Raw genomic sequence first — 23,050 nt, 5'->3', positions numbered from 1 at the left:
TTTCCAGATCACCTTTGATAAGATGATTAACTGCTAATAGCTCAATAATTTTTCCGTGTTCCTTTATTTCGAACACAATCGGTTCTGTAATAAGAACGTAACCATTTGGAGAAGCCTTTTCTACAAATGAATATTTACCATACGCTAAATCTTTGACGTTAACTTCACCATTTTTATCTGTCTTATATTCCCCAATTACTTTCCCGCTTGCATCTTTTAGCTCGAATACTGCACCTTCTAATTTTTTACTGATATCTTCATTATCTACTTTTAGTAATTTCACACTACCTTTCACTTCTGTATTTTCCACTGTAAAAGTAAGTGTTTTATTGTGCTCTTTAATTTCAAAAGGATACTTTGTTTTATTTCCAATATATCCATTAGGTGTTTTTGTCTCTAAGAAATAATATTTACCATACGTAAGACCATCAACATTTGCAATTCCATTTTCTTTTGTTACTACTTTTTTCACTTCTTTTCCATCTTCAGTAAAGACCGTGAATTCAACATTAGGTAACATCTTACCTGAATCACTAAGTTTTTTTATTTCGATGTTACCTTTTACTTTGTTGTTTACTACTTGAACAGCTCCTATTTCCCCTGTCTTAACTTCAATAGTTTGTGGTTTATCACCTGAAACATAACCTGTTGGTGCTTTAATTTCTTTTACTATGTAGGTACCAATTGGTAGGTTATTTAATTCTGCAGTACCATCAGCACCCGTCGTGATTTTTCCAACTGATTCATTATTTGCATTAAAGACTTCAAATACTGCACCAGCTAATATTTCTCCATTTTCCCCAACCTTTTTAATTTTTAAAGAACCAGCAGCTTCCCAATTTACTGCAAGGTCACTACTAAGCTTTTCCTCATTTCTTTCTAGTAGCACTGTAGCATTCTGAACAGTATCAGTACCGCGATAAGCAATTGCTTGAACTTTAGTTAAATTTGTAGCAACACTTAGATTAAATTCACCTGTTTTTGTATCTTTAGGAATTTGGATACGGAATTTTTCCCCAAGTGAAAGCTGATCTTTCACTTCTCCATTTTCACTAACAATTTTAACTCCATTAGGTGCATTTTTCGCTACTACTTTATAAGAACCACTCTTAGCATTTGTTTGTACTGTGTATAGGTTTGTTTCAAAAAACTCACCCTTTAATTCTGCCTTTTGCTTTTCAGCAGGAATCACATTCATAAAAATATCTTGAGTATCTTCACTTGTATTTGCAGCATTAATAATTGTCTTAGCCGCTTTTTCAACATTTTTATTTTCATGCTTTAATTCATTTACATCAAGTTGACCTAATGCATTCCAAACCGCAAGCTGAGTTGCATAATGTGCTTCATTCTTATTAGCTACTCCCAGTTGTTCTATACTTTTTTGTGGGAAACCATTTAATAGAACCCTATATACTACATTATCTGTTTTCCCCATTTCAGGAAGATCTTCACCATTTGGTGATTTTAAGCCAAGAGTTAAACAATAAGCAATTTGACCGCTTGAATTTTTAATAATTTCAGTTCGAATGTACTTACCTAAACTGTTGCTATAACTCCAGTTCATTGAATACTTTTCATGCGTCATAACCTCCGCATTTGCCTTCGGTAGAAACACATTAAAGAATAATGCTAGTACTGATAATAATGCAAAAACTCTTTTAACAACTCTTCTCCCCAATTTTAAAACCTCCCTAGATAAAATGAATCCGATGTATTATTCGAATATTTAAAATAATCACAACGAAGATATTTCATATTATAAGACATAAAGTTACAAATATTATATTATTTTTACAAATTATTTATTTTCTCAACAACCACTATAAATTATAATATTAAAACATTCCATTTCACAAAAGTAACAATATTAGGATACCTTAGCAAAATAAGAAACTTGGTAAAATACTAGAATAACGGTAGTTGGAGTACGGAAACGATTCTTGGCATGAAGGACCACTACAAAGATATTTTAATATGTAAACAGATATTTTCAGATTGAATATATGTATTAATAATGAAATTTTATTGCATTTACACCTGCAATGTTTATATAAAAGATAGTAAATTATGTTTTTATAGGATTTTTTCTATTAGTTTACTGGAAATTTGCATTATTATGTGACAATAAATATCATTGTATTTAATATAAAATGATATAAAAAAAGGGGCACGCAGATAATTATTAGAACTTTCAATCAATTAATTATACTAAAATTAGTATTAAGAATATTAGTAAAAAAGTAACAACGTTATTACTAAGTTCGAATATTGGTCTAAGTACCCTAGCATCTCAATGGTAACCTCTTGAATACTTTTACGTTTTTAAATAAATTAAAATAACAAAAAAATAATAATTTTTAATTTTTTTCTTTGTAATTTAATAAGTTACATGTTAATATGGCGAAGGTTATAAAATGGATTTCGCCATACACAATGTTTTTTCGGAATATTCACTCCAGAGAAACGTAACTATTTCTGTAATTTGCTTTATCTTTTACCTATACAAGGGCTACTTTCAAGTTTTTTGTTCATAAGTAAAAGTAACTTTTTATTTCTATCTTCCTCATCGATTTTAATATAAATGGTAAAAAAGCACTTTTTCAAGTGCCCTTCCTTTTCTTTTTTAAAGATAGAAAATCTAATAAAATCAAACACCTAGATTAAACACATACATAATCCTACTTACAAACTCTCAGAGAGGTATAAACTATGGGAATTCCTACACTATTATTAAATACATTTATTATTATTATTTGTATCCTTAGTTACCAAGTATTTTGGCTAGAACATAAAGAAAAAATGGCATGTAATAATATATTAATTTCTGTACTTTCCTCCATTGCAATTATTTTTTGTATGACTTTTCCTTTTCATTTACACGCTGGGTTCATTTATGATTTACGTTTTATTCCCATTATATTAGTTTTTCTATATGGAAATACAAAGAGCATTATTTGTATTGGAGTTTTATATCTTTCTTATAGATTTTACTTAGGTGGAAGCGGAGTCTTCCCATCATTTATTATCTTTACTATTATTTCTGTTATTACAATCATGTTTCGTTACTTGTCACCTACTTATTTCAAGGAAAAGAAGATATTATTAAGTATTCTACTTATTTTGATATGTACAACTTCCCTTTCTATCTGCGGTATTGTAACGCAAATAAATACAGGTGTTAAAATTGACTCTACTCTCATTGAATTTTTATTCAATTATATAATCATAAATATTTTCACAGTATTATTATCAGTTTATTTAATAGAAGGAATGATCGAGAAATATAAAATAAAAGAAAGAATGCAAAGAGCAGAAAAATTTTATATAGCTAGCGAACTAGCTGCATCGATCGCGCATGAAATTCATAATCCACTGACCACGGTACGTGGATTCACTCAATTACTAAATGAAGATGAGAGTGCTAAGATGTCTCAAGATAAGTACTTAGAAATTATGTTACTTGAAATGCAGCAAATACAATCTACTATTAATAACTATTTATCTTTAACCAAACCACAAAACATTATAAAAGAGGAACTAGATATTAATTACATATTAAATCAAGTGAAAGATAATATTTCACCACTCGCTCTTTCATATAATGTTGAAATAAAACAGCATATTACAACAGATTCCCTTTACATAAATGCTAATACTGAAAAATTTAAAATATGTCTAACCAACATCATACAAAATGGAATTGAGGCTATGAAAAATGGTGGCGTATTACAAATAAATATACAAAAAATAAAAGGTAATATTGTAATTGATATTATTGATACAGGAATAGGAATGTCTTCCCAACAAATAAAACGTATTGCCTTGCCATTTTATTCAACAACAGAAAAAGGTACTGGGCTTGGTACTATGATTGCGTACAGTATTATTAAAGAATTAAACGGAGATATAGAGATAGAAAGTGAACTAGGAAAAGGAACACACTTTTCTATCACTATCCCCTGCTAATATAATAGAAGATTTATTTAAATGATATTATTTTGTAGCTAATATAACCATATAAAAAGAAGACGTAACTATTCGTCCTCTTTTTATATGGTTCTGGTGCAAAAATGTTAGTTAGAAACATAGAGCAGCAATTTCACAATTTATTCACAAGTACCGTTAAGCGCAAGTTTACGTTAAGTATGCTATTTGCATAATAATGTTTTCAAGAAAAAAGTAGCTGTACTTTTGTGCAGCTACTTTTTTATGCAATAAATCAGTAATAGATATTCGAGCTGCAATAAATGCCCCTTTTATACTTTGAAATGTAATTTGCAAACTACAATTTGACATAATTCTAATAGTATGAGATGTATATTTCTCCATAAAAGTAACTTATTTTTATCTCTTTTAAACAATTTATTATATTATTTTCATCTAATTAGGCACAGAAACGTTTTGCAAAATCTTACTACTTTTTAGGAAAAACGTTTTTAGGGTACATTTTAAAATAGCTCTTTTTCTTTGAAATATTTCTGTGCTTAATATTTAAAATATCTTATGTCAAAATTTTCCGCAACAAATATGTTAAATGATTCATAATTATATATAATATGGAACATTAAAGTTAAATATTCCGTATTATACTCTATTAAATATAGCGTATTTAATTTATTAGTAATTAATTTATTAGTCTAAGTATGAATTATAAAGTATGTTCGTTTAAAATTGTCACAATATAATTTTATATTCGACGTTTTTAATTACTCGTGAAACATTTGCAAATGTTTTAACCGTTATGTATAAGGTAAATATCCCCTCTAAATATAAGATTTACTTAATTTAGATTCTTTCTCTCATAGTAATAATGTCGAAAAAAGTCGAATTTTTATATTTTTTCTTTATTTTCTAGTTGTAAACGTTTTATTTTCATGTTACCATCTTAATCAAACATTAGATGGTAATAAAACTTAAAGTATTTCTTTCCCTTAGAGACATATAAACGTTCGGTAATACCATGAAAATAAGGCCAAAGAAATATGAGTTACCTGATAAAAGATTTAATAGGATTTTTACCGCCTTAATTTTCTGTTAATTCAGAATGTAACACTTTAACATTTTGTCCCTAAACAAAATTTAAATTTTAGTGTGGTAAACTCAAAAAGCTAAATCACCCACCAAAATTAATAAATGATATATCCTGTTATATCTAGCGATCAGTCATGAGAAATAGATTTCTTCCTAAGAAAACTTAGCCCATTAATAAAAAGTGTCTAAATTTCTATCTTTATTACCATCTATTGTTGATAACATATTTACCAACTATAAAAAAGAACCTATTGAAGGTTCTTTTTATTATAATCATTAGCACTTCAATTATTGATAATCATTGGTGTTGAATCTTTATTCCCTCACCTTATATAGTTTTCTTTTATTAACACTTGAAGACTTATTGAGGTACGGTTCTGATTTTAATTTTTTTTTTATTTTTAAGCGACTAATTTCCGAATGATGGGCCATCCACAGTTTTATATCTAATAAAGAAAGAATTATGTCTGTTTCAAGTGACATTTTGCTTACCTCCTTCTCTCTTATGGGTTATGTAGATAATATATCTCTTGAATCTGGAGCCTTTAGAACACATAATGGATACCCTAAAAAATGGACTTTATTTTATCTTTATCTTATCTTTACCTTATCTTTAAATTTTTCTATTAAACTTAGCATTTAGAAAAAAATTTTCGAGTCTAAAAAAGCTGGGAAATAGAGAATTATTGAATTTTTTTAATAACCAGCCACCATTGAAAATAGGGTTTCTTGTAAAAGGAGGAGTAATATTTGAAGAATAAGAGAAAAGTACAAACTATTATATTATTCTTTATTAGTATTTTAGGGTTAGGAACAATAATCGGGATACTATATTTTAATGACAAAACCAATACTCAAAAAAATAAAGCGTTTGCTACCGAGGAACGTTTATTGCAATATGAGCCCATCATGAAAAAAGAATTAGAAAAATATAATTTGGGAGAAAAAACAGCAATTTTACTAGGAATTATGTACCACGAGAGTAGGGGTGAGGGCAACGACCCTATGCAATCTTCCGAATCACTTGGATTAAAGCCAAATGAAATCCAAGAGATAAACTTGAGCATTAAACAAGGGGTAAAGCACTTTGTTCAAATGTATAGATATGGAGAAGAAAAAGGTGTTAGCATGGATACAATTATTCAAAGCTATAATATGGGGCCAGGCTATATTGATTTTATTGCCAATCAAGAAGCTAAACAACACTCGGAAGATACAGCTAAACAGTTTTCTAAGTTGAAAGTTGATCAGAATCCAGCTACATACACTTGTGGTGGAAATAAACAAAATTTTAGATATCCATATTGTTACGGTGATTTCACATATACAACAAAAGTGAATGAAAAAGCAAAACTTATTGAAGAACGCCTCCAAAAAAATTAAAATTGTATATATTTGTTTGAAGGAGTTTTCCATTTACTTTTATATGGTTTTTCATCAACTTTTATCCCCTCTTACCATCTAAATGTATATATACAACTATCGTATCATATTTCAATTTAAATACGGCTCTAGTTACATATTTCGCAAGAAATCTATCCAGAATATAAATAAAATCACCATTTTACATGAAATAGTATCCACTTAGCGAATTCATTAGGCATAAAAATAAATGTAGATTCAATAAAAAGAGAGCACCCTCGCTATTGGTGCTCTCAATGTGAATTGGGGTTTATCCTGAGCATTGAATAGGACACGAAGAACTCGTCCTGTTACATAATATTATGCTTGTCCATATTATAATGTGCAATAAAAAAAGCACCCTCGCCCAGGCGCCAAGAGATACATATACGTTGAGGTAACTAACACGTTAGAAAAGGCCCTTCCATATCATTGTATGATTATCAATTATCTTTATACCTAGCAGACTCATTAAATACGTTTAATGTATCATTTCTATTAGTTTAACCATGCCTAATGCCCTCCAATTCATGGTTAGTATTCTAAATAGACCAACGATGTATTATAATCCTTTATATACCCAAGGAGGTTTACCATGCTTAATTTTCATAAAACATTCCCCATCTTAGGATTCTTTTGGTTTTTATATAGTTTTATCGGCATCATCTTTTTATTACTATTCCTTAGCGTATAGTAACAACGCGTATAAATATATGTTTAATGTGTGATTTCTATTATCGGCTTTGTTAACTAACACTTAAATTATTTTAACAGCCTTTTGTTTAATTCCCTCAAAGCTGTTTTGTTACTATCCCATTTTAAAAGCGTTACGGCTTCCTCAAAGCACAACCATTTATACTTGAAGTGTTCTTTAGATAATTTAATATTTTTTGTAGGAACTTTAACTCCAAAAGAAAATTCTTTTATTACATAAACATCTTCGCCCCAAAGAAATTCACCAACTACATCCTCTACTGGTAGTGAAGACACAGAATCTAGTTTTATATATGGACTTTCTCTTGTAATACCAGCCTCTTCAAATGCTTCCCGTTTTGCTGATTCAATAGGAGTCTCACCATCTTCTCCACCACCAGCTATTCCTTGCCAATAACCATAATCACTTCGATTAAAAATGCCATATTGAATGGAATCATCAGTTTTTATATAAGGAAATATCAATACTTGATACGGCGCTCTCATTGCTTAACCTCCTCTCGAAAAAATATGAACAATTTATTCACTAACTTGCTATTTTAGTAAATAAAGAGCCAACATCAAAATTCTACATTAATAATGCAGGTTTATGGTATCGGCTCTCCATTTTTTAAGAATTTTATTTTTCATAAATAGGTTTACTCTTAACGTGATAAAAACCTGCTTATTTCTTATTTAATTTGCTTAGCGTGTTTTTTTTCGAAATGCTGGCGGTATCACATGTTGACTAACCGGTCCAAATAGTCCCTAAAACGGTCGTTTAAGGAACTTTATTTATATCTATCAAAACTGACTGAAATATGTTTAAAATTCAGTTCAAAAACTCATTACCAAAAACAAAGTTTTATATCAAACATCAAATACCGTTTATGGAACACTCTTAATATACGGAAAACCAAGTTTTTTAAATAAAAAGTTCCTTAGCGTACGAAATTCGCGTTATGTTGGCGGGACCCCATCGCTATCAAGCTAAGGATACAAGAGGGTATATGTGAGTGTATTTTTTTGAAATTTCTACGACTACACTAAAAATATGCATAACAAATAAACCTACCAAAAGGGTGTTTTGAAAAATATTATGCAACTTTGAAACCCTTTAACAACGTACACTCATACATAACGCCTAGGATATCAAAGACTGTTTTCTTTTCGTAACGGTGAGATTTCCGTCCGTTTTTCTCTAAAAGATTGAACAGACGTAGGAAAATCTTTGATAATTCTTGGGTGCCCTTTTGTAATCCTTGGTAAAACAATAGATAATAATTCTTTATCATATAAATGGATTTGTATTCACTTAACTCTTTCTTTTTCTTATTCAAGAGTAACTGACGCATTTTAAACATGGTAGATGTACAGAGTAAAATGCTAATAAGTTGCCCATATAAATGGCATTCTAAGCGTTCTTTCTTAATTTCTTTGCACTTGTGAATTTGAAAGAAAGATTTCCATGTTTTGAACAAAATTTCAATTTGCCAGCGTAATGAATACAAGTCATGGATATGTTCCGTTGGAACATTTTCTGCAGAAAGATTCGTAATATACACGTTGATTCCACTCAACCGTTTACTTCTTTCTTTGTAGGTAATACCTTTCTTTTTTTCTTTTTTGGCTTGTGCCTTCAATCTTTTCTCTGTTTGTTCCTTTGTTAATCGATGAATAATAACACGAGCTGGTAATTTTTGATACTGTCCAATGTATGATTCTGAAATTTCCATTGTTTGACCAGGGGACAATTGATTCATGAGTTCTTCCATATCTAATTGAATATAGAGTGTTCCTTTCTTCACGGTCCCATTGTGAAAATACTCTGGCTCATCATTCTTACGATAGATTCGAGAATTTAATTTCAAACGTGAGACATAGTAAGCTCCTTTATCCTGGATCTTTTGTAAGTCATGTAAGTCAAAGTAACCTAAATCTCTTATATACAAGTCTTTGGATTGAATGTTTTTTAGGCTTGTGGAACCAAAGGCTTTATCATTTTCTCTTCCTTCTCCTACATAAACGTACAGGAACTTCCCGCTCAATAAGTCATACTCTAATTGAATTTTGACTCCTGCCGTATGGCTACTTCCACCTGAACCTTGATAATGTGAAGAAAACTTATCTGGAAGCTGAAATGTTGTAGAATCTAGAATCCGAATGTGCTTGAAGTTCGTAGTATATTGATGAATTATTTCTTGTGTTGAATGAATTCTTTGGGTTAGAAGGTTAGCTAGAACTTGTTCAAGAAACTTTACTGCGGAAGCATTAAATCGTTGGTTAAGTCCTTCAGGACTTATAAGAACACCTGTAGATACTTCAAGACAGCTACATAATTGCGTGAGTGATGTACTTGCGACCTGTTGACTAAGCCATACACATAAAGCAACTAACTCCTTTGCTTGATATTTACTCTTTCGCTGAACGAATCCTTTTTCTTTGGCTAAGTGTTCTAGAACATGAGAAGACATATGTCGTTGTAATTCTTCAGCAATCGGTTGAAATTCATCAAGAATCGAAAGATTCATAAAGAAACGCCATCCTTTCTTATAATTCTACAGAAAGGATAACGCCTTTTTTGCTTTATGGGTAGTGTAAAACCTTAGCTTGATAGCGATGTGGTGCTACCCCTAATTGGTCTTGTAATGCCCGTTCTCGAAGCACCGTGTTTCCCGAAAAAAATTGCGCGTGCTAATGCATTCATAGCTTCTCCTTTATTCAACCCCCTTTGAATCCGCCAGCGTAAAGTTTCGCTAGAAATATAGTCTAGGATAAACAGTGTTTTTTCAATGCGTCCCATATATCCAGTTATATATATTCAAGTGGCTTTTTTCACAAAAGAATCATAAAAAACTCTATCTATAGATAGAGGGTATTCAAAAAAATCATCTTTCAGATAGATGTTCTAAAATATTAGGGATGTTACAATCCTCCAGTAAGTAAGCAAATAAACAATAAATTTATACTTTATGGGGGTTTTAATTTGAATACTCAAGCTTGGATAATGATTGGTGCATTTTTAACAATTGTATTATTAACACAAATCGGAAGGAAAGTATTTACAACCACAAAGGCTGTATTGCCATTTATTCTTTGTGGTATAAGTGTTTATTTATTCGTCGAGGAAATACCTACCTCAGGTTCAAATATGACCGCACTCATAATCATGACAATGGTCGGCATGATCATGGGAGGGCTAATGCTTTTTACTGTGAAAGTAGAATATGGTTCTGACAATAAAGCGTACGTAACTGCTGGTATTCCTTATTTATGTTTATGGATTATTGGACTTGGATGGCGTGTCTTATTAGCTTATGTAGCGACAGACTGGTATCCACAACAATTTATAGATTTCATGGTATCGAATCACTTGGATTTTAATGTTATAGCCCCTGCTTTCGTATTTTTTACAATTGCGATGGTAGTTATTCGTACTATTGGAATTGTGATTAGGATACAAAGATATAGAAAAAATCTAAAAGCAAATTAAAGAAATAGGTTAAGAAAAACAACTTCTTTTGTATAATGAAGTAGGAAAAACAAACACACTATAATAACTACTTCATTATTCTTTTAATTTCAGATTTTAGATGATATGCATTAAAGGAATTTAACTCAACTATGAACTATTATAATTGGGAGTTGTAAATTTCCAACCTTTAAATCAAGAAATGGATATTCATCTATAGCCAAGAAATATAGAAACTAAACAGTAAGGTTGGGAGGGAATAAGTACATGGAAAAAGTATTTTTAAAAATGATTGATAGTCATGCAGGAAATGCGATAGGAAGCATCTTAATATGCGTATTTTTTTATAAAGGTTTCGCACCTCATGGTACCTTTGCAATATGGGTTTGTAGCGTTTTTGTAACAATTTATCTATGGATGTTGTATTCACCAAAATCTTGGTGGAATGCAAGGAAGTACGCTTTATTTACGAGTATATTAATAAGCATATCATGTGTATTATATTTTTCTCATCCGAATTTTCCAAATTATGCGTTATGGCCACTCATAGTTTTTCTTGCCGCTGCAGAACCAAAGTGGCAACGAATAACGACAATTTTAGCTGCTATAACGGGGATAGTTATTATTCTATTTATACATACGAATACGTTTCCTTATCAAGAAACATTAATTATTATCGGCCTCTATGTCTCGATCCGAAGTACATCCAAGCTAAGAGACGCATATCAAAAAAATCAAAAACAACTAAAAGAATTAGACGAAGCACATGCTGAACTACAAGAAACAACGGTATTTTCTATGCGATATGCAGCTTTTACGGAAAGAACAAAATTAGCAAGAGAGATTCATGATGGACTTGGACATCAAATGACCTCACTTATTATTCAATTACAGGCTCTTAAGATTATGTTAAGGAAAGATCCTGTTGCTGCCCAAGATCATGTTGAAGAACTTTTAAAGGTGGCACGAAAAGGAATGGAGGAGATCCGAGTTGCTGTTAGAGAATGGACAAGTGATGAAAAAGATCTCGGGCTTACTTCTTTAAAAGGATTGATTTCACAGGTTCAAGCAAATTCTTTATTACAAATTGAGTTCATTCAAGCTGGAAATATAACAGAGTGGACGATGGAGGAAAGTACAACTCTGTATCGCATTCTACAAGAGTCTTTAACTAATGTCTTACGACATTCTAATGCAGATTCTGTTATTGTAAACGTAACAGAAATAGACGGAGTAGTAAAACTCACAATTGATGATAATGGTATATATACAGGGGATAAGCCATTAAAATATGGCTTTGGACTCAATGGTATGATAAAACGCTGTAAATCAGTTGGAGGTAATTGTTCCTTTTTTCTAAATGAACCAAAAGGACTTCGAGTTGAAGCCACTATTCCAATTCAGAAAAATGGAGGAGAAGTATGACAGAAAAGATTCGTATTGTGCTAGCTGATGATGAACCATTTGTTCGAAAAGGCCTATGCTATATTATTGAAATGCAAGATGACATGGAGATAGTTGGGGAATGTAAAGACGGTAAGGAAGCAATTAAAGTGGCTTTAGAAACTGCACCAGATATGGTAATTATGGACATTCAAATGCCTGACTTATCAGGCATTATGGCTACTAAAAACATTATGAGTATATTACCAAACACAAAGGTTGTCCTATTAACAACATTTGATGTACAACAATATGTCTTAGATGGTATTCGAGCTGGTGCAGTGGGTTATATATTAAAAGATACTGAAACGGAGGAAATGCTAGATAGTATTCGATCTATGAATAGAGGGGCAATGATTTATAATAGCACGACAGCAAATCAAGCTTTTACACAATTTATAAAATACGATAATAATGATTATAATTTAGCTGGCGAAGAACTTGAATATACGGAAACTCTAACTAAGCGGGAGATTGATGTTTTACAATTATTAGCTTATGGAAAACAAAACCATGAAATAGCTAAAATCCTTTATGTTTCCGAAGGGACAGTCAAAACTCATATCCACAATATTCTTCAAAAACTAGATGTAACAGATCGTACACAAGCAGCTGTAATGGCAATTCGAAAAAAATTGTAAAGTGATATCTGCTGTATGTAGTAAAAAGAATAAAATTTTAAATTAACATAGTGTTTTTCTAATTGAAATTAAACAGATCATAATAAAAAAGAAAGAGAGTATAGCATGGATAATACAACTGGTCTTATTATTTTAATTCTTATAATTCTCCTTCAACTAAAAGAAAGGGAATTGAAAGTTCAACGAATGTGGATTGCTCCTGTATTGATCGCATGCTATACATTTACTCATGTATTTAACGATCTCACATTAATAGAAACAGGTCTATTTGTAGTATTACTTGCTCTTGGAGGAATTGTAGGAGCTGTGCGTAGTTCTACAACTATAATACGAATCGATAAAAATAATGGGAAGGTTTATGCTAAAAATTCTTATATCGCCTTAGGTATATGGATTGTTGTATTTATTTTACGTTTTATTGTAACGTATATTTTTAAAGGTTCAAGTCAGTATGCGCTAGGTTTAGTAACGAATGGTATTTTTTGCTTTATTGCGGCGAGTGAGTGTATAAGAAGAGTGATTCTATACTTAAAAGCAAAAAGTTTGATGCATTCAAAACATTAACTATTGCTAAGGGTAATTTTTGTAGTGTAGCAAATTTCAGTGTTTTTCTAACACCAACACATTGCTATCAAGCTAAGAAAAACAAATACCCCAGAACGAAAATTTTGTGCATTTTGCTCGTACTTATTGTTTTGGGGTAATTCGTACTTTTAGCTTGATGGTGATGTGGCGGGACCCCATCGCCATCAAGTTAAGGTTTTGAAGTACCCCCTAAACGAAAAAATTCTTTCTCTATAGGGGCACCATATCAAAAAAGAAAATTGTAAGTTTAGACACATTTTAGATACAAAATAACCGATTCCTTATACGTTAAGGGACCGGTTATTTATTTTCCTACTTTTTTAGGGAGGTTTTTCTTGTAATGGTCTTAAATGATTGATTTAAGGTTATAAACTTAAATCATAAATAAAAGATAGAGTAAAAACTATATAAGAAATAAATGTAACGAAAACAAGAAAACATATAAACTGAGCATTAGATACATATTGTTCTATTCTTTTTTTCATTTTAATTAGTATTATTTTTCAGATGTGAAGTATCAATTTGAATTTCACCTTTCCAAGATCCAATTACTTTTCCAATTCTATTTATATTTACATCTAAAGTAAGGGGCTGTTTAAAATCGTCTTTTCCCCCAGAAACTATAACAAATGTAGCAACACCTTCGGGTTTATCATTATCACGAATACCTACATCATTTAATTTTTTACCTGCTGCCATAAGTTCAAAAGGAAGACGGTCATCTGAATCATGGATAAATGATAGTCTCCCTTCATGTTTAATCTCAGGGTTTTCCTCTTGTTGCCCATTAATTTTACCATCACTTTCGAGCTCTAATCCTGATGTATCAAATTCAAATGGTACTAAACTTCCGTCAGCTTTTTCCATTCTATAATGAACTGATATACGTGAATCTGCGATATATAATTCTTTGAAATGTACAGTAATACCTTGATCTGTAATTTTTTCATCAATAGGAATATATTCACCATTCTTCATCATATCTTGTGTTACACCATTTTCATCTTGTATTCCTTCATTTACAACTTTATCATTTGTAATTGCATCAGAAAAATATGAGGCAACATTTGTAGCCGCTACTTGTACTTGTGGAATCATTGCTGTTGTGAACAGTGCTGCTGCAGCTACTGCTGTATACATGAAACGTTTTGATTTTTTACTCATGTTTGTAAAGAGTCCCTTCTTCTGTTGTTTTTTGTGATTTATATTAGAAACATTGTCTAGCTTGGAACGACTTTCAAATATTTTCCATGCTTGTTCTATATCAATTTTGATTTCTTGTGGTGAACTTGCAGATTCTTCATCTAGCATTACGTTTTCCCATTGATTTAATTTACTAATTTCTACTAATAAATCTTGGCATGCTTCACATGTATCTAGGTGCTTTGTGAATTCCTTTCTTATATCATGAGAAAGTTCTCCATCAATATATGTTTGAATAAATCCGATATCATAACATTTCATTTGTTATGCCTCCTCCATTTGTTTATAAATCTTGCGAAATTTCATTTTGGCTCGGACCAATAATGTTCCAATAGAAGATATTTCAATTTGAAGTATTTCTGCAATTTCTTTATATTGAAAACCAGAGAATTTCATTAGTAAAAGGGTTCGTTCTCGATCATTCATTTTATTTAGTATCGTTTGTACCTTTGTAATTTCTTCTTTTCTTATCCAATCATCGTCTAATGATGAAACATTTTGTACTTCATGGTATTGTATTTCTTTATCAATCTTCGCTTGTTGCCTTTTTTCAGATCGCAAATGGTTATAAGCTACATAAGTAGAAGATTTAATCAACCATCCAGGTATGTTTTCAATTACTTTCCAGTCGCTACGATATAATTGTAAAAACACTTCTTGTGCTAACTCTTCAGCGATAGATTGATCCTTAACAATCCATATAATCTGTTTCACAGCATAAGCATAGTACTGCTTAAATAAATCTTCAAAAGGTATATCAGAAGCATGACTTTCTTCATTTTCTATGGTTAACATGTTAGTTTAAACCTCACTTTCAATTTGATGCCTGTATTATAGAGAAACCAGAAAAACGGATTTTGTGACAGTTTTTCTGGTTATTTTTTTATTATGTACTAAAAAAAGCATTCATCTGATTAAAAGATAAATGCCAAAAGGGAAATGAAAACATAAAACTATAACTCTTGCAGTAGTTTTCTATTAATGGGGTACCGCCACATCGCTATCAAGCTAATAAAAAAGAAATGCCCCCTAGAATGAAAAAAACGCCATCCTTTCCTATGATTCTACAGAAAGAATACCGTATTTTTTCATTTTAGGGGAATAATTAATCTCTTAAGTTGATGAGCATGCAGCAAGCCCCTTTAAAGGTAATATTGTGGTACCAGGCTGCCCTCTATACTGAAAAGGTAATATCACAACTCAAACTGCTATATTTATTTCCTGTCGAATACACTCTTTTTTATTAGCACGTTTCCATAAATATATGGTGTAGAAGAATAAAATTGCAATAATAATATATGCAAAAAGCGACGAGGCTTGAACATTCCCCATAAAATTAAAGAAATTATTAAAAGCGTGGAAAGTAATGGTGATAATAATTGATTGCTTATTTACGATAAGTAAGGACAGAACAAGTCCAACTAAAAATGCATATATGATTTGTAAAATGGTATCTTTAATAGACTGCCCACCAATTAGTTGTAATAAATGGGTGATACCAAACAAAAAACTTGAAATCAAAACTGATTTTTTTATCCCCTTTGAAAACAACATTTTGAGCATAAATCCACGAAAAAAGATTTCCTCAATAAATGCAACAACAAAAAATTGCATGATAAACATAAAAAATAAGTCAGATACCGATGTGGTGAGACCCCATAAAGAAAAGACACCCTAAGGTGCCTTCCTCCGACTTGAACCACTTTAATTTAATAATATGTATTGGACATTAAGTAAACACGTCCTATAAAACAGAATCATTTATTTTCAACAGATTGTTAGTGTACAAATACAAGAGAATCGAGATCGTTTGTTTGGCTAGATTAAAGCAACGCCACACCACACCTATATGGTTGAGATGTGTTACGCCTTCTAATCGGAGAATCAGCTTTATAGAACGTGTCCACAATTTATATTTTACTACATGTAATATTTATTTTATGTAATTTTTACAAATATGTATAATTACATAAAATTCACGAGAAAAAGAGAGTATACTTTGATATTGTGTAATAAAGATAAGGCCCACCTACGGAAATAGGTGGTTTTTTTGTTAGGCATTACTATCTCATTGCACAAAAGGGAATTTGCATTAAAATAATATCATATTCTTAGAGTTCTTATATTGAGAAAAAAGACACTCTTATGAGTACCCCTTTTTATAGTAACCGAATCCGCCGCTACCGCCGCCCCAACAACTACATCCTATAATGATTAACAGGATGAATAGAACGATCAGTAAAGCAAATCCGCCACCTAACTGTCTACGCTTAAAGACTAAAGTTACCTTTAGCCCTCCAAGACTCGCTACGAGCGAATGGCTAGTTCTTACTCGACGGGAATCCCACCCGTTATATGATACGACCTAGGATCGGCCGCACACCTGCCTCGTTAGTTAATATGAAAATGAAACCCAATGTCTTTCAGGCGAAAGTATAATCTTGGTTTGGAAATATACAACTGTTTGGACATAAAAAAGACCATCGAAATGATGGTCGTGCAGACTGTAGACAAATGCATAAAATAACGAATGAACCTTTCTCTGAACACTTACTTTACTTCTTTCATAAATAGTCTAACGTTTTCAGCGATTTCTTTGAATTTGGTATGGTGTAAATAATGTGATCCATCCATGGTTACTACTTTTCCATGTACCGAGTCTTTGATCTGCCCTTCATGCAGAGGTATCCATCCTGCTACATCTTCATTATTCGCTTGTACAAAGAGAAGAAGTGGAAGATATTTAGGGAAGATTAAACCTTGAGCCCCTTTAAAATTAGACGAAATATGATCCATCTCATTCAAGGTTGTGTCATTATACATGTTTTTATTCGAAATCATTTTCATTTGCTCTACGGTTTTTTCATCAAATGCCAGTCCAGCATAGGGGTCAGCACTGATTTTCATAGCCAATCTTAAGAGACCTGATTTTTTGAGATATGCAAACGTTTTTAATGGAAAATTGATATCCATACCCGGTTGTGTTGCAACACTGCTATCGATTCCGACAAATGCAGTCACCTCGTTTGGATATTTGTTCACATAATCAATTCCATAAATGCCTGTAATGGAGTGGCCCATGAGCATGTATCTGTTAATATTAAGCTGCTGTAGAGCTTCATGAACTTCACTTACCATATTCTCCGTGGTCCGCTCTTTTACAGTTTCATCACTTAATCCATAACCGAAAGGCTCTACCGCAACAACTTTGTAAAATGGAGATAATTCATCGATAAGAAGCTTAAAATCAAGCCCTGGAGTAGCTGTTCCATAACCAGGCAGGAGCACGATCGTTTCCTCGCCCTCGCCTTGAATTAACACATTCATGTTTTTCCCGTCTACAGATACGTGCTGCCCGTAGGGGACTATTCGTTTTTGCTCCGAATGACTACTCATCACATTTACGATATAAACAATACCTAAAAAAAGTACAATGGCTAGAACGATTGCTCCTATGATTTTAAGTAAGATGTTTCGCACTTTCTTTATTTTCATTCCACTCAGCGTTTTCTTTTCCTCTTGTTGTGTCACTGTCATCTTCTCCTGTCCTGATCTGTTTGCCTTCCTTCATGTGCCTGTAATGAAAACTTAACCAATGAAGATGTACTCACCATGACGACAATATGAACTGAATATGAACTGCCAAAAAAATGCTACGGCTCTATATGCAAGTAAGCTTGCATATGAGTCGTAGCATAGAGAATGAATCTAACTAATCTGTTGGTGTAGTGATTGGCAAGGTGACAATGAAGGTCGTTCCTTGACCAGGTTCACTTTTTACTCGGATGTCACCTTGATGAAGCGACACGATCTGTTTAACGATAGCGAGTCCCATACCACTTCCGTCATACTTACGACTGTGGGAACGATCGGCCTTAAAAAAACGCTCGAATATACGCTTCTGGTCGTCAAGGTGAATACCAATACCAGTGTCGGATATTAGGATTGTCACGTTTTTGATATCTTGTTTGATGCTTACGTTAATCACGCCGGCATCCTCGGAAAATTTGATGCTATTTCTGAGGATATTCGTCCATACCTGATTTAACAGGTCATGATCAGCCGTTACTTTAACTGTCTGTAAATCAAGCTCGAAATGTATATCGCGAGCAGACCATTGTGGCTGGAGCGCCACGATTATCCGTCGGATTTGTTCATCGAGGCTGAGCGTGACGAGCCGCAGTTGCTTTGACTGCGATTCAAGAAAACTCAGCTTTAGCAGGTTATCGCTCATTTTGGACATCCTTTTCGCTTCAGCGATGATAATATCAAGATAACGGCTTCGTTCGTATTCTGAAAGGTCAACTTGCTTAAGCACTAGAGCATAACCGGATATCGAAGTGAGCGGAGACTGAACCTCGTGCGACACGTTCGTTACGAATTCCCTGCGCATCTGCTCAAGTTGCTGCAGATCGTGCATCATTTCTTCGAAGCTGCGAGCCAAAGTACCCAGCTCACTCGTTTGCTTAATATTCAACTTGACGTTGAAATCTCCAGATGCTATCCGCTTGGTCGCTTTTGTCAGCTTTTTTATCGGTCTTACCAGGAATACAGAGGCAACTAGAATCAATAAGCTTCCTGCAATCAACGAACATGTTGCAAAGACCAATGCCCACTTTGTGACAAAAGAGGCTGAAGGAGGGGCGAGCGCTTCCAAAAATATCGCTTTCGTTCCCATTTCCGTTTTCAACGGCAACCCTAAGAGGACCGTGGCAATACCATTAGGAGTGTCCTGAACAACACCTCCATCTAATACTTTCTTTAGTTGCTCCATCGTCACAGGCGCAGGTTTGTGTCCGTGAAGTTTACCGTAAGACTTGAACTGACCCGTTGCTTCGTAAATTCGAATATAATAAGAATCGAGCTGCTTCATTTCACTTACGAACAAGTCCGCTTCACGTAACGGAAAGGTCTTGTAAATCCGGACGATGTCTTGGCCAAAGTTACGTGAGTTGATTTGAGCGTTTTCGTTCAATTTATCTTCGAATATCCAAGTTGACACCAAAAAAGAAATGATCGTGCCCCCGATGATGGAGACTAAAAATGTCAGGACAACACGTATATATAAGGATCTGATCATTCATAAACCTCAAGCCGATACCCAAGCCCGCGCACCGTTTCGATCCGAAAATCGGGTGTTGTCGCGAACCGTTCACGCAGCCGTTTAATATGTACGTCTACCGTTCGATCATCTCCGGCGTAATCGATACCCCAAATCTGGTCGATCAACTGCACGCGCGTATAGACTTGTCCGGGTGTTCCAGCGAGCTTATACAGCAATTCGAACTCCTTTAGCGGCAACTTAAGCGACTCCGTCCCGTTCATCACCTTATAGGTCTGTCGATCAAGGATGACGTTCCCGAAATGGATCTTCTGCGTGGAGCCAATCTTGTATCGTTTGAGTAGTGCCCTAACACGAACCGTCAACTCTAACGGATCGAATGGTTTGGTTAAATAATCGTCCGTCCCAAGTTCGAAACCTTTCACTTTCTCCCATGTTTCTCCTCTCGCAGTCAGCATAAGTAAAGGTAGATCAGGATTGGCTCTTCGGAGCTCCTTGCTTAACGTCCAACCATCCATAATCGGCATCATAATGTCAAGTACGACAAGATCGACATTCGTTGAGATGTAGACGGCCAGTGCTTCCTTGCCGTCCGCTGCTTCAGCTGTTGCGAATCCGTCGTTGCGTAGAAATAAACAGACGAGTTCGCGAATGTTCGCATCGTCGTCAGCAACTAGTATAGTAGGCATCGGTTCCCTCTTTTCCCTGTTTTCCACCGCATTATTTCAAGCAATCATTATACTATAAATTAACACGTATGTTGATTAACCAAAGTAATACAGTTTCTTGATTTATCGACCTGTAGAATTCAAGTGTTTCTTTCAAACTAATTTGCCACTCAATTGACAAGGCTTCACAAAGAAACAGGCATGTGAAACCTGCAAATGACAAGCGTTTATTTTGTCTTTTGGCCTTGTGCACGAAGAAATTTCAGCAAAGCATAGGCAATTATAGCTGTGAATAACTGATTGAACAACGCATTGGATGTTGTGCCAAACAATACGGGAACGTTCAAATCCAGCTAAATCCAGCGGAAAAATGATTCAATTGCCCAGCACGATTTGTACATGGCGGCGATTCCTTCGGACAGATAGATTGATAGAACACATATTCCCCAAACTACTCCAGTAATTACACCATCTGAAATAACACGTCCCATACCCACTAATTATTTTTCATCAAATGCGTATGGCGTATCAACTTTGATTGCACATTCGTTCCAAATCATTACTTGTTGATTTAAGTGAATTCCATCATAAAGATTCATATAGGTTTAGTAATTAGTCAAAGTTATTAGGGTGTTCTGTCATATAATTTATATATTACTATATAATTACCTCCTGATTTTTGTATATTATAGTTCTACATCGACACATAATATATAACTTTTTCTCATTGCTTATTGAATTAATCTGCTCCGTTCAAGAAGAACCATATCAGTTTAAATAACTCAGATTTTGGCAAAATTAAATTGATTCAAATGATACCCACCTTTTAGTAATCTCAGAAAATTTCTTAGTCGCGAGTGAGGTTGGTTTTCTTATAGCTAATCCAATAGTTCGATAGCTATCACTTTCAAGTGGAATTGCTGCAAAAGAAATTTTTGATGTCGGTATAATCATTTCTGGCAATATACTAATTCCTAGATTATTCTCCACCATGGAGATCACTGAGTATTCATTCATATTTTCGAATCGAATATTGGGGCTAACTTTATTCTCCCTAAATATTTTTTGAATATCATCATAACACTGATATGTTGGCATAATAAAAGGTACATTTTCTATTTGTTGCATTGATACTTGGTTTTCCTTACATAATGGGGATTGGTTAGATACAACACATAAAAGTCGATCCCTCTTCAATTGTACGATTTCAAAGGATTTTTCAAAGGATTTAAAGTAAGTATCATTATTAATAAATCCACAATCTAATCTCCCGTTTTGTAACCAATTCTCAACCTCAGCATAGTTTCCTTCCAGTAATTCGATTTCAATATTTGGAAACTTTTCCTCCATTTTTTTAAGAATACCAGGAATCCAGTTTTTAGAAATACTCGAAAAAACCCCCACTCTTACTGTTCCTTTTTGGAACCCATTGATAGCGGCTACTTCCTGCTTCAGCATGTTGTTATAGTATAAAATTTTCCGAACGGTAATTAAAAGCTCCTCTGCATTTTTGGTCAATGTTAAAGTAGAGTGATTACGAATAAATAAAGGAAAGGAAAACTCTTTTTCCAAACTGCTAATTGCATGACTTACAGCAGATTGGGTGAAACCTAACACTTCTGCAGCTTTTGTAAAACTATTGAGTTCTGCCACTTTGTTAAATATTTCATATTTTGTTAAAGTCACTATGGTCCTCCTCATGAATTTTATTCATGTCTCCATTATATTTCTTCGTTTTATTTAATGCCATTACCAACATACAATAAGTGCATGCTCTATTATATGACCCTTGACAAGGGATGTATTTTTTATGGAAGGATGAAGTGAAATGCAAAAAATTTTAGTTACAGGTGCTGCAGGTAAGATTGGCCAAGATGTTACAAGATTCCTAGATAAGCAAGGGAATTACCAGTTACGGCTAGCAGATATTAACTTATCTGCTTTAGAAACTTTTAAAGATACAAATCATGAAATCATATATTTAGATGTTTCTGATTTAGCTGCTTGTCAAGAATTAACGAAAGGTATAGATATAGTTATACACTTGGCAGGTAATCCTTCGCCAAATGCTGATTTTTATGGCTCCTTATTAGAAAATCATATAAAGGGAACCTATAATATTTTTAGAGCTGCTAGTGATAATAATGTATCCAAAGTGATAGTTGCTTCCAGTGCTCAAACAATTGAAGGCTATCCTTTGGATTATCAACCACATACTTATTCACCCACGAGACCCAAAAATATGTACGGGGTAAGTAAGTGTTTTGCAGAGGCTGTTGCTTCTTATTTTGCTTATGAAGAAGGGTTACAAAGTCTTGCTATTCGTATAGGTGCATATGATGATTATAATCCATATGGTAAACCACTAACAGCTAGAGATATGAGTGCATACTTAAGCCCAGAAGATTTTATGGACCTTCTCTTAAAGTCGATGACGGCAAAGAACTTACCTCCATTTTCAATTTTACATGGTGTATCTAACAACAGGTTTAAACGAATTGATATTGAAGGAACAAGAAAGTTAGTTGGTTATAGCCCAAGTTCTGATGCTTTTGTACTAAGTGGTATTAAATTCTTTGATTCTTGATAAAGGCATATCTAGAAAAGATATTATATTATTGTTATTTAGCTTTTATTTGTTCTATTTTCAATAGCTGCAGTTTCTATAATCATAATATCCCAATTTTATCAGATAGAGCACACTATTCTTCTGTCTCATTTGTGGAACAACTCTATTGTCACCACTAGTTCCACAGATGTTCTTTTCCTTTTCAACATAATGGGGTAGCACCACACATCCATCAACTTAAGGATTTAGACTATTCTTAAACTTAAAAGCACGTTACTA

At 33.2% G+C, this 23,050-nt stretch carries 18 protein-coding genes and 4 pseudogenes; 7 read left to right on the top strand and 15 right to left on the bottom strand.

What is annotated here, in order from left to right; genetic code table 11:
* A partial coding sequence (locus CQ058_RS27865) for a thioester domain-containing protein (protein WP_105590098.1) occupies positions 1 to 1,681 on the bottom strand: 1,681 nt, incomplete at its 3' end.
* 1,031 nt (positions 1,682 to 2,712) lie between these two features.
* On the opposite strand from CQ058_RS27865, the gene CQ058_RS27860 reads away from it, so the two are divergent.
* Positions 2,713 to 3,969 (top strand): ATP-binding protein, encoded by a 1,257-nt coding sequence (locus CQ058_RS27860; protein ID WP_002185304.1) that lies wholly within the window; start codon positions 2,713 to 2,715, stop codon positions 3,967 to 3,969.
* Positions 3,970 to 4,137: 168 nt separating this feature from the next.
* On the opposite strand, the gene CQ058_RS27855 is transcribed toward CQ058_RS27860, so the two are convergent.
* Positions 4,138 to 4,332: a hypothetical protein gene (locus tag CQ058_RS27855; RefSeq protein WP_033732005.1), complete on the bottom strand. Its 195-nt coding sequence runs from the start codon at positions 4,330 to 4,332 to the stop codon at positions 4,138 to 4,140.
* 1,017 nt (positions 4,333 to 5,349) lie between these two features.
* Positions 5,350 to 5,517 carry a hypothetical protein gene (locus CQ058_RS31945; RefSeq protein ID WP_002137499.1) on the bottom strand — a complete coding sequence of 56 codons (168 nt, stop codon included), beginning with the start codon at positions 5,515 to 5,517 and terminating at the stop codon, positions 5,350 to 5,352.
* A gap of 267 nt (positions 5,518 to 5,784) precedes the next feature.
* Here CQ058_RS31945 and CQ058_RS27850 point away from each other — a divergent pair, with 267 nt between their 5' ends.
* Positions 5,785 to 6,417, top strand: a complete 633-nt coding sequence (locus CQ058_RS27850) for a lysozyme family protein (RefSeq protein WP_002035240.1) — start codon at positions 5,785 to 5,787, stop codon at positions 6,415 to 6,417.
* Positions 6,418 to 7,197: 780 nt separating this feature from the next.
* Here CQ058_RS27850 and CQ058_RS27845 read toward each other — a convergent pair.
* From CQ058_RS27845 to CQ058_RS27835, 3 genes and pseudogenes are all read right to left on the bottom strand, one after another.
* Positions 7,198 to 7,635: an NUDIX hydrolase gene (locus CQ058_RS27845; RefSeq protein WP_105590097.1), complete on the bottom strand. Its 438-nt coding sequence runs from the start codon at positions 7,633 to 7,635 to the stop codon at positions 7,198 to 7,200.
* A 590-nt stretch (positions 7,636 to 8,225) separates the two neighbouring features.
* Positions 8,226 to 9,659 (bottom strand): IS4 family transposase, encoded by a 1,434-nt coding sequence (locus CQ058_RS27840; protein WP_002190240.1) that lies wholly within the window; start codon positions 9,657 to 9,659, stop codon positions 8,226 to 8,228.
* A gap of 125 nt (positions 9,660 to 9,784) precedes the next feature.
* Positions 9,785 to 9,931, bottom strand: a pseudogene (locus tag CQ058_RS27835) (Tn3 family transposase); the annotation flags it as partial.
* Between the two features lie 183 nt (positions 9,932 to 10,114).
* On the opposite strand from CQ058_RS27835, the gene CQ058_RS27830 reads away from it, so the two are divergent.
* The 4 genes from CQ058_RS27830 to CQ058_RS27815 all read left to right on the top strand — a co-directional run bounded on the left by CQ058_RS27830 (position 10,115) and on the right by CQ058_RS27815 (position 13,248).
* Positions 10,115 to 10,621, top strand: coding sequence for a hypothetical protein (locus tag CQ058_RS27830; protein WP_105590095.1), 507 nt, complete (start codon positions 10,115 to 10,117; stop codon positions 10,619 to 10,621).
* A 246-nt stretch (positions 10,622 to 10,867) separates the two neighbouring features.
* Positions 10,868 to 12,025 carry a sensor histidine kinase gene (locus tag CQ058_RS27825; RefSeq protein WP_002185299.1) on the top strand — a complete coding sequence of 386 codons (1,158 nt, stop codon included), beginning with the start codon at positions 10,868 to 10,870 and terminating at the stop codon, positions 12,023 to 12,025.
* On the top strand, positions 12,022 to 12,684 hold the full coding sequence (locus CQ058_RS27820; protein ID WP_002190242.1) for a response regulator: 663 nt from the start codon (positions 12,022 to 12,024) through the stop codon (positions 12,682 to 12,684). Before CQ058_RS27825 ends, CQ058_RS27820 begins: the two co-directional genes overlap by 4 nt.
* A 105-nt stretch (positions 12,685 to 12,789) precedes the next feature.
* Positions 12,790 to 13,248 (top strand): CcdC protein domain-containing protein, encoded by a 459-nt coding sequence (locus tag CQ058_RS27815; RefSeq protein WP_002190243.1) that lies wholly within the window; start codon positions 12,790 to 12,792, stop codon positions 13,246 to 13,248.
* Positions 13,249 to 13,755: 507 nt separating this feature from the next.
* On the opposite strand, the gene CQ058_RS27810 is transcribed toward CQ058_RS27815, so the two are convergent.
* From CQ058_RS27810 to CQ058_RS27775, 9 genes and pseudogenes are all read right to left on the bottom strand, one after another.
* Positions 13,756 to 14,733, bottom strand: coding sequence for a DUF4179 domain-containing protein (locus CQ058_RS27810; RefSeq protein WP_002190244.1), 978 nt, complete (start codon positions 14,731 to 14,733; stop codon positions 13,756 to 13,758).
* Positions 14,734 to 14,736: 3 nt separating this feature from the next.
* Positions 14,737 to 15,267 carry an RNA polymerase sigma factor SigX gene (locus tag CQ058_RS27805; RefSeq protein ID WP_002190245.1) on the bottom strand — a complete coding sequence of 177 codons (531 nt, stop codon included), beginning with the start codon at positions 15,265 to 15,267 and terminating at the stop codon, positions 14,737 to 14,739.
* A gap of 405 nt (positions 15,268 to 15,672) precedes the next feature.
* Positions 15,673 to 16,122 (bottom strand): annotated as a pseudogene (locus CQ058_RS27800) (CPBP family intramembrane glutamic endopeptidase); the annotation flags it as partial.
* Between the two features lie 493 nt (positions 16,123 to 16,615).
* Positions 16,616 to 16,744: pseudogene (locus tag CQ058_RS27795) on the bottom strand (YjcZ family sporulation protein); the annotation flags it as partial.
* Between the two features lie 278 nt (positions 16,745 to 17,022).
* Entirely contained in the window at positions 17,023 to 18,003 is a 981-nt protein-coding gene (locus CQ058_RS27790) for an alpha/beta hydrolase (RefSeq protein ID WP_002190246.1), read from the bottom strand.
* Between the two features lie 181 nt (positions 18,004 to 18,184).
* On the bottom strand, positions 18,185 to 19,552 hold the full coding sequence (locus CQ058_RS27785; protein WP_002190247.1) for a sensor histidine kinase: 1,368 nt from the start codon (positions 19,550 to 19,552) through the stop codon (positions 18,185 to 18,187).
* A complete protein-coding gene (locus CQ058_RS27780; protein WP_002084315.1) occupies positions 19,549 to 20,223 on the bottom strand; it encodes a response regulator transcription factor in 675 nt (224 codons plus the stop codon). The genes CQ058_RS27785 and CQ058_RS27780 overlap by 4 nt, the downstream gene beginning before the upstream one ends.
* Before the next feature lie 386 nt (positions 20,224 to 20,609).
* A pseudogene (locus CQ058_RS32480) lies at positions 20,610 to 20,844 on the bottom strand (GNAT family N-acetyltransferase); the annotation flags it as partial.
* Positions 20,845 to 21,000: 156 nt separating this feature from the next.
* Complete coding sequence (locus CQ058_RS27775; protein WP_002190250.1) at positions 21,001 to 21,888, bottom strand: LysR family transcriptional regulator; 888 nt, start codon at positions 21,886 to 21,888, stop codon at positions 21,001 to 21,003.
* Positions 21,889 to 22,030: 142 nt separating this feature from the next.
* On the opposite strand from CQ058_RS27775, the gene CQ058_RS27770 reads away from it, so the two are divergent.
* Positions 22,031 to 22,789: an NAD-dependent epimerase/dehydratase family protein gene (locus CQ058_RS27770; RefSeq protein WP_002190251.1), complete on the top strand. Its 759-nt coding sequence runs from the start codon at positions 22,031 to 22,033 to the stop codon at positions 22,787 to 22,789.
* The last annotated feature ends 261 nt before the right edge of the window (positions 22,790 to 23,050 follow it).

The sequence above is a fragment of the Bacillus sp. MYb56 genome, from assembly GCF_002976445.1.
GTDB classification, from domain to species: Bacteria; Bacillota; Bacilli; order Bacillales; family Bacillaceae_G; genus Bacillus_A; species Bacillus_A mycoides.
This window is presented reverse-complemented; position numbering and strand designations above follow the sequence as displayed.

Coding starts and splice junctions, on each gene's coding strand:
- CQ058_RS27770 (WP_002190251.1), top strand. CDS start 22,031: ATGCAAAAAATTTTAGTTACAGGTGCTGCAGGTAAGATTGGCCAAGAT.
- CQ058_RS27785 (WP_002190247.1), bottom strand. CDS start 19,552: ATGATCAGATCCTTATATATACGTGTTGTCCTGACATTTTTAGTCTCC.
- CQ058_RS27805 (WP_002190245.1), bottom strand. CDS start 15,267: ATGTTAACCATAGAAAATGAAGAAAGTCATGCTTCTGATATACCTTTT.
- CQ058_RS27810 (WP_002190244.1), bottom strand. CDS start 14,733: ATGAAATGTTATGATATCGGATTTATTCAAACATATATTGATGGAGAA.
- CQ058_RS27855 (WP_033732005.1), bottom strand. CDS start 4,332: ATGGAGAAATATACATCTCATACTATTAGAATTATGTCAAATTGTAGT.
- CQ058_RS27845 (WP_105590097.1), bottom strand. CDS start 7,635: ATGAGAGCGCCGTATCAAGTATTGATATTTCCTTATATAAAAACTGAT.
- CQ058_RS27840 (WP_002190240.1), bottom strand. CDS start 9,659: ATGAATCTTTCGATTCTTGATGAATTTCAACCGATTGCTGAAGAATTA.
- CQ058_RS27825 (WP_002185299.1), top strand. CDS start 10,868: ATGGAAAAAGTATTTTTAAAAATGATTGATAGTCATGCAGGAAATGCG.
- CQ058_RS27780 (WP_002084315.1), bottom strand. CDS start 20,223: ATGCCTACTATACTAGTTGCTGACGACGATGCGAACATTCGCGAACTC.
- CQ058_RS31945 (WP_002137499.1), bottom strand. CDS start 5,517: ATGTCACTTGAAACAGACATAATTCTTTCTTTATTAGATATAAAACTG.
- CQ058_RS27820 (WP_002190242.1), top strand. CDS start 12,022: ATGACAGAAAAGATTCGTATTGTGCTAGCTGATGATGAACCATTTGTT.
- CQ058_RS27815 (WP_002190243.1), top strand. CDS start 12,790: ATGGATAATACAACTGGTCTTATTATTTTAATTCTTATAATTCTCCTT.
- CQ058_RS27860 (WP_002185304.1), top strand. CDS start 2,713: ATGGGAATTCCTACACTATTATTAAATACATTTATTATTATTATTTGT.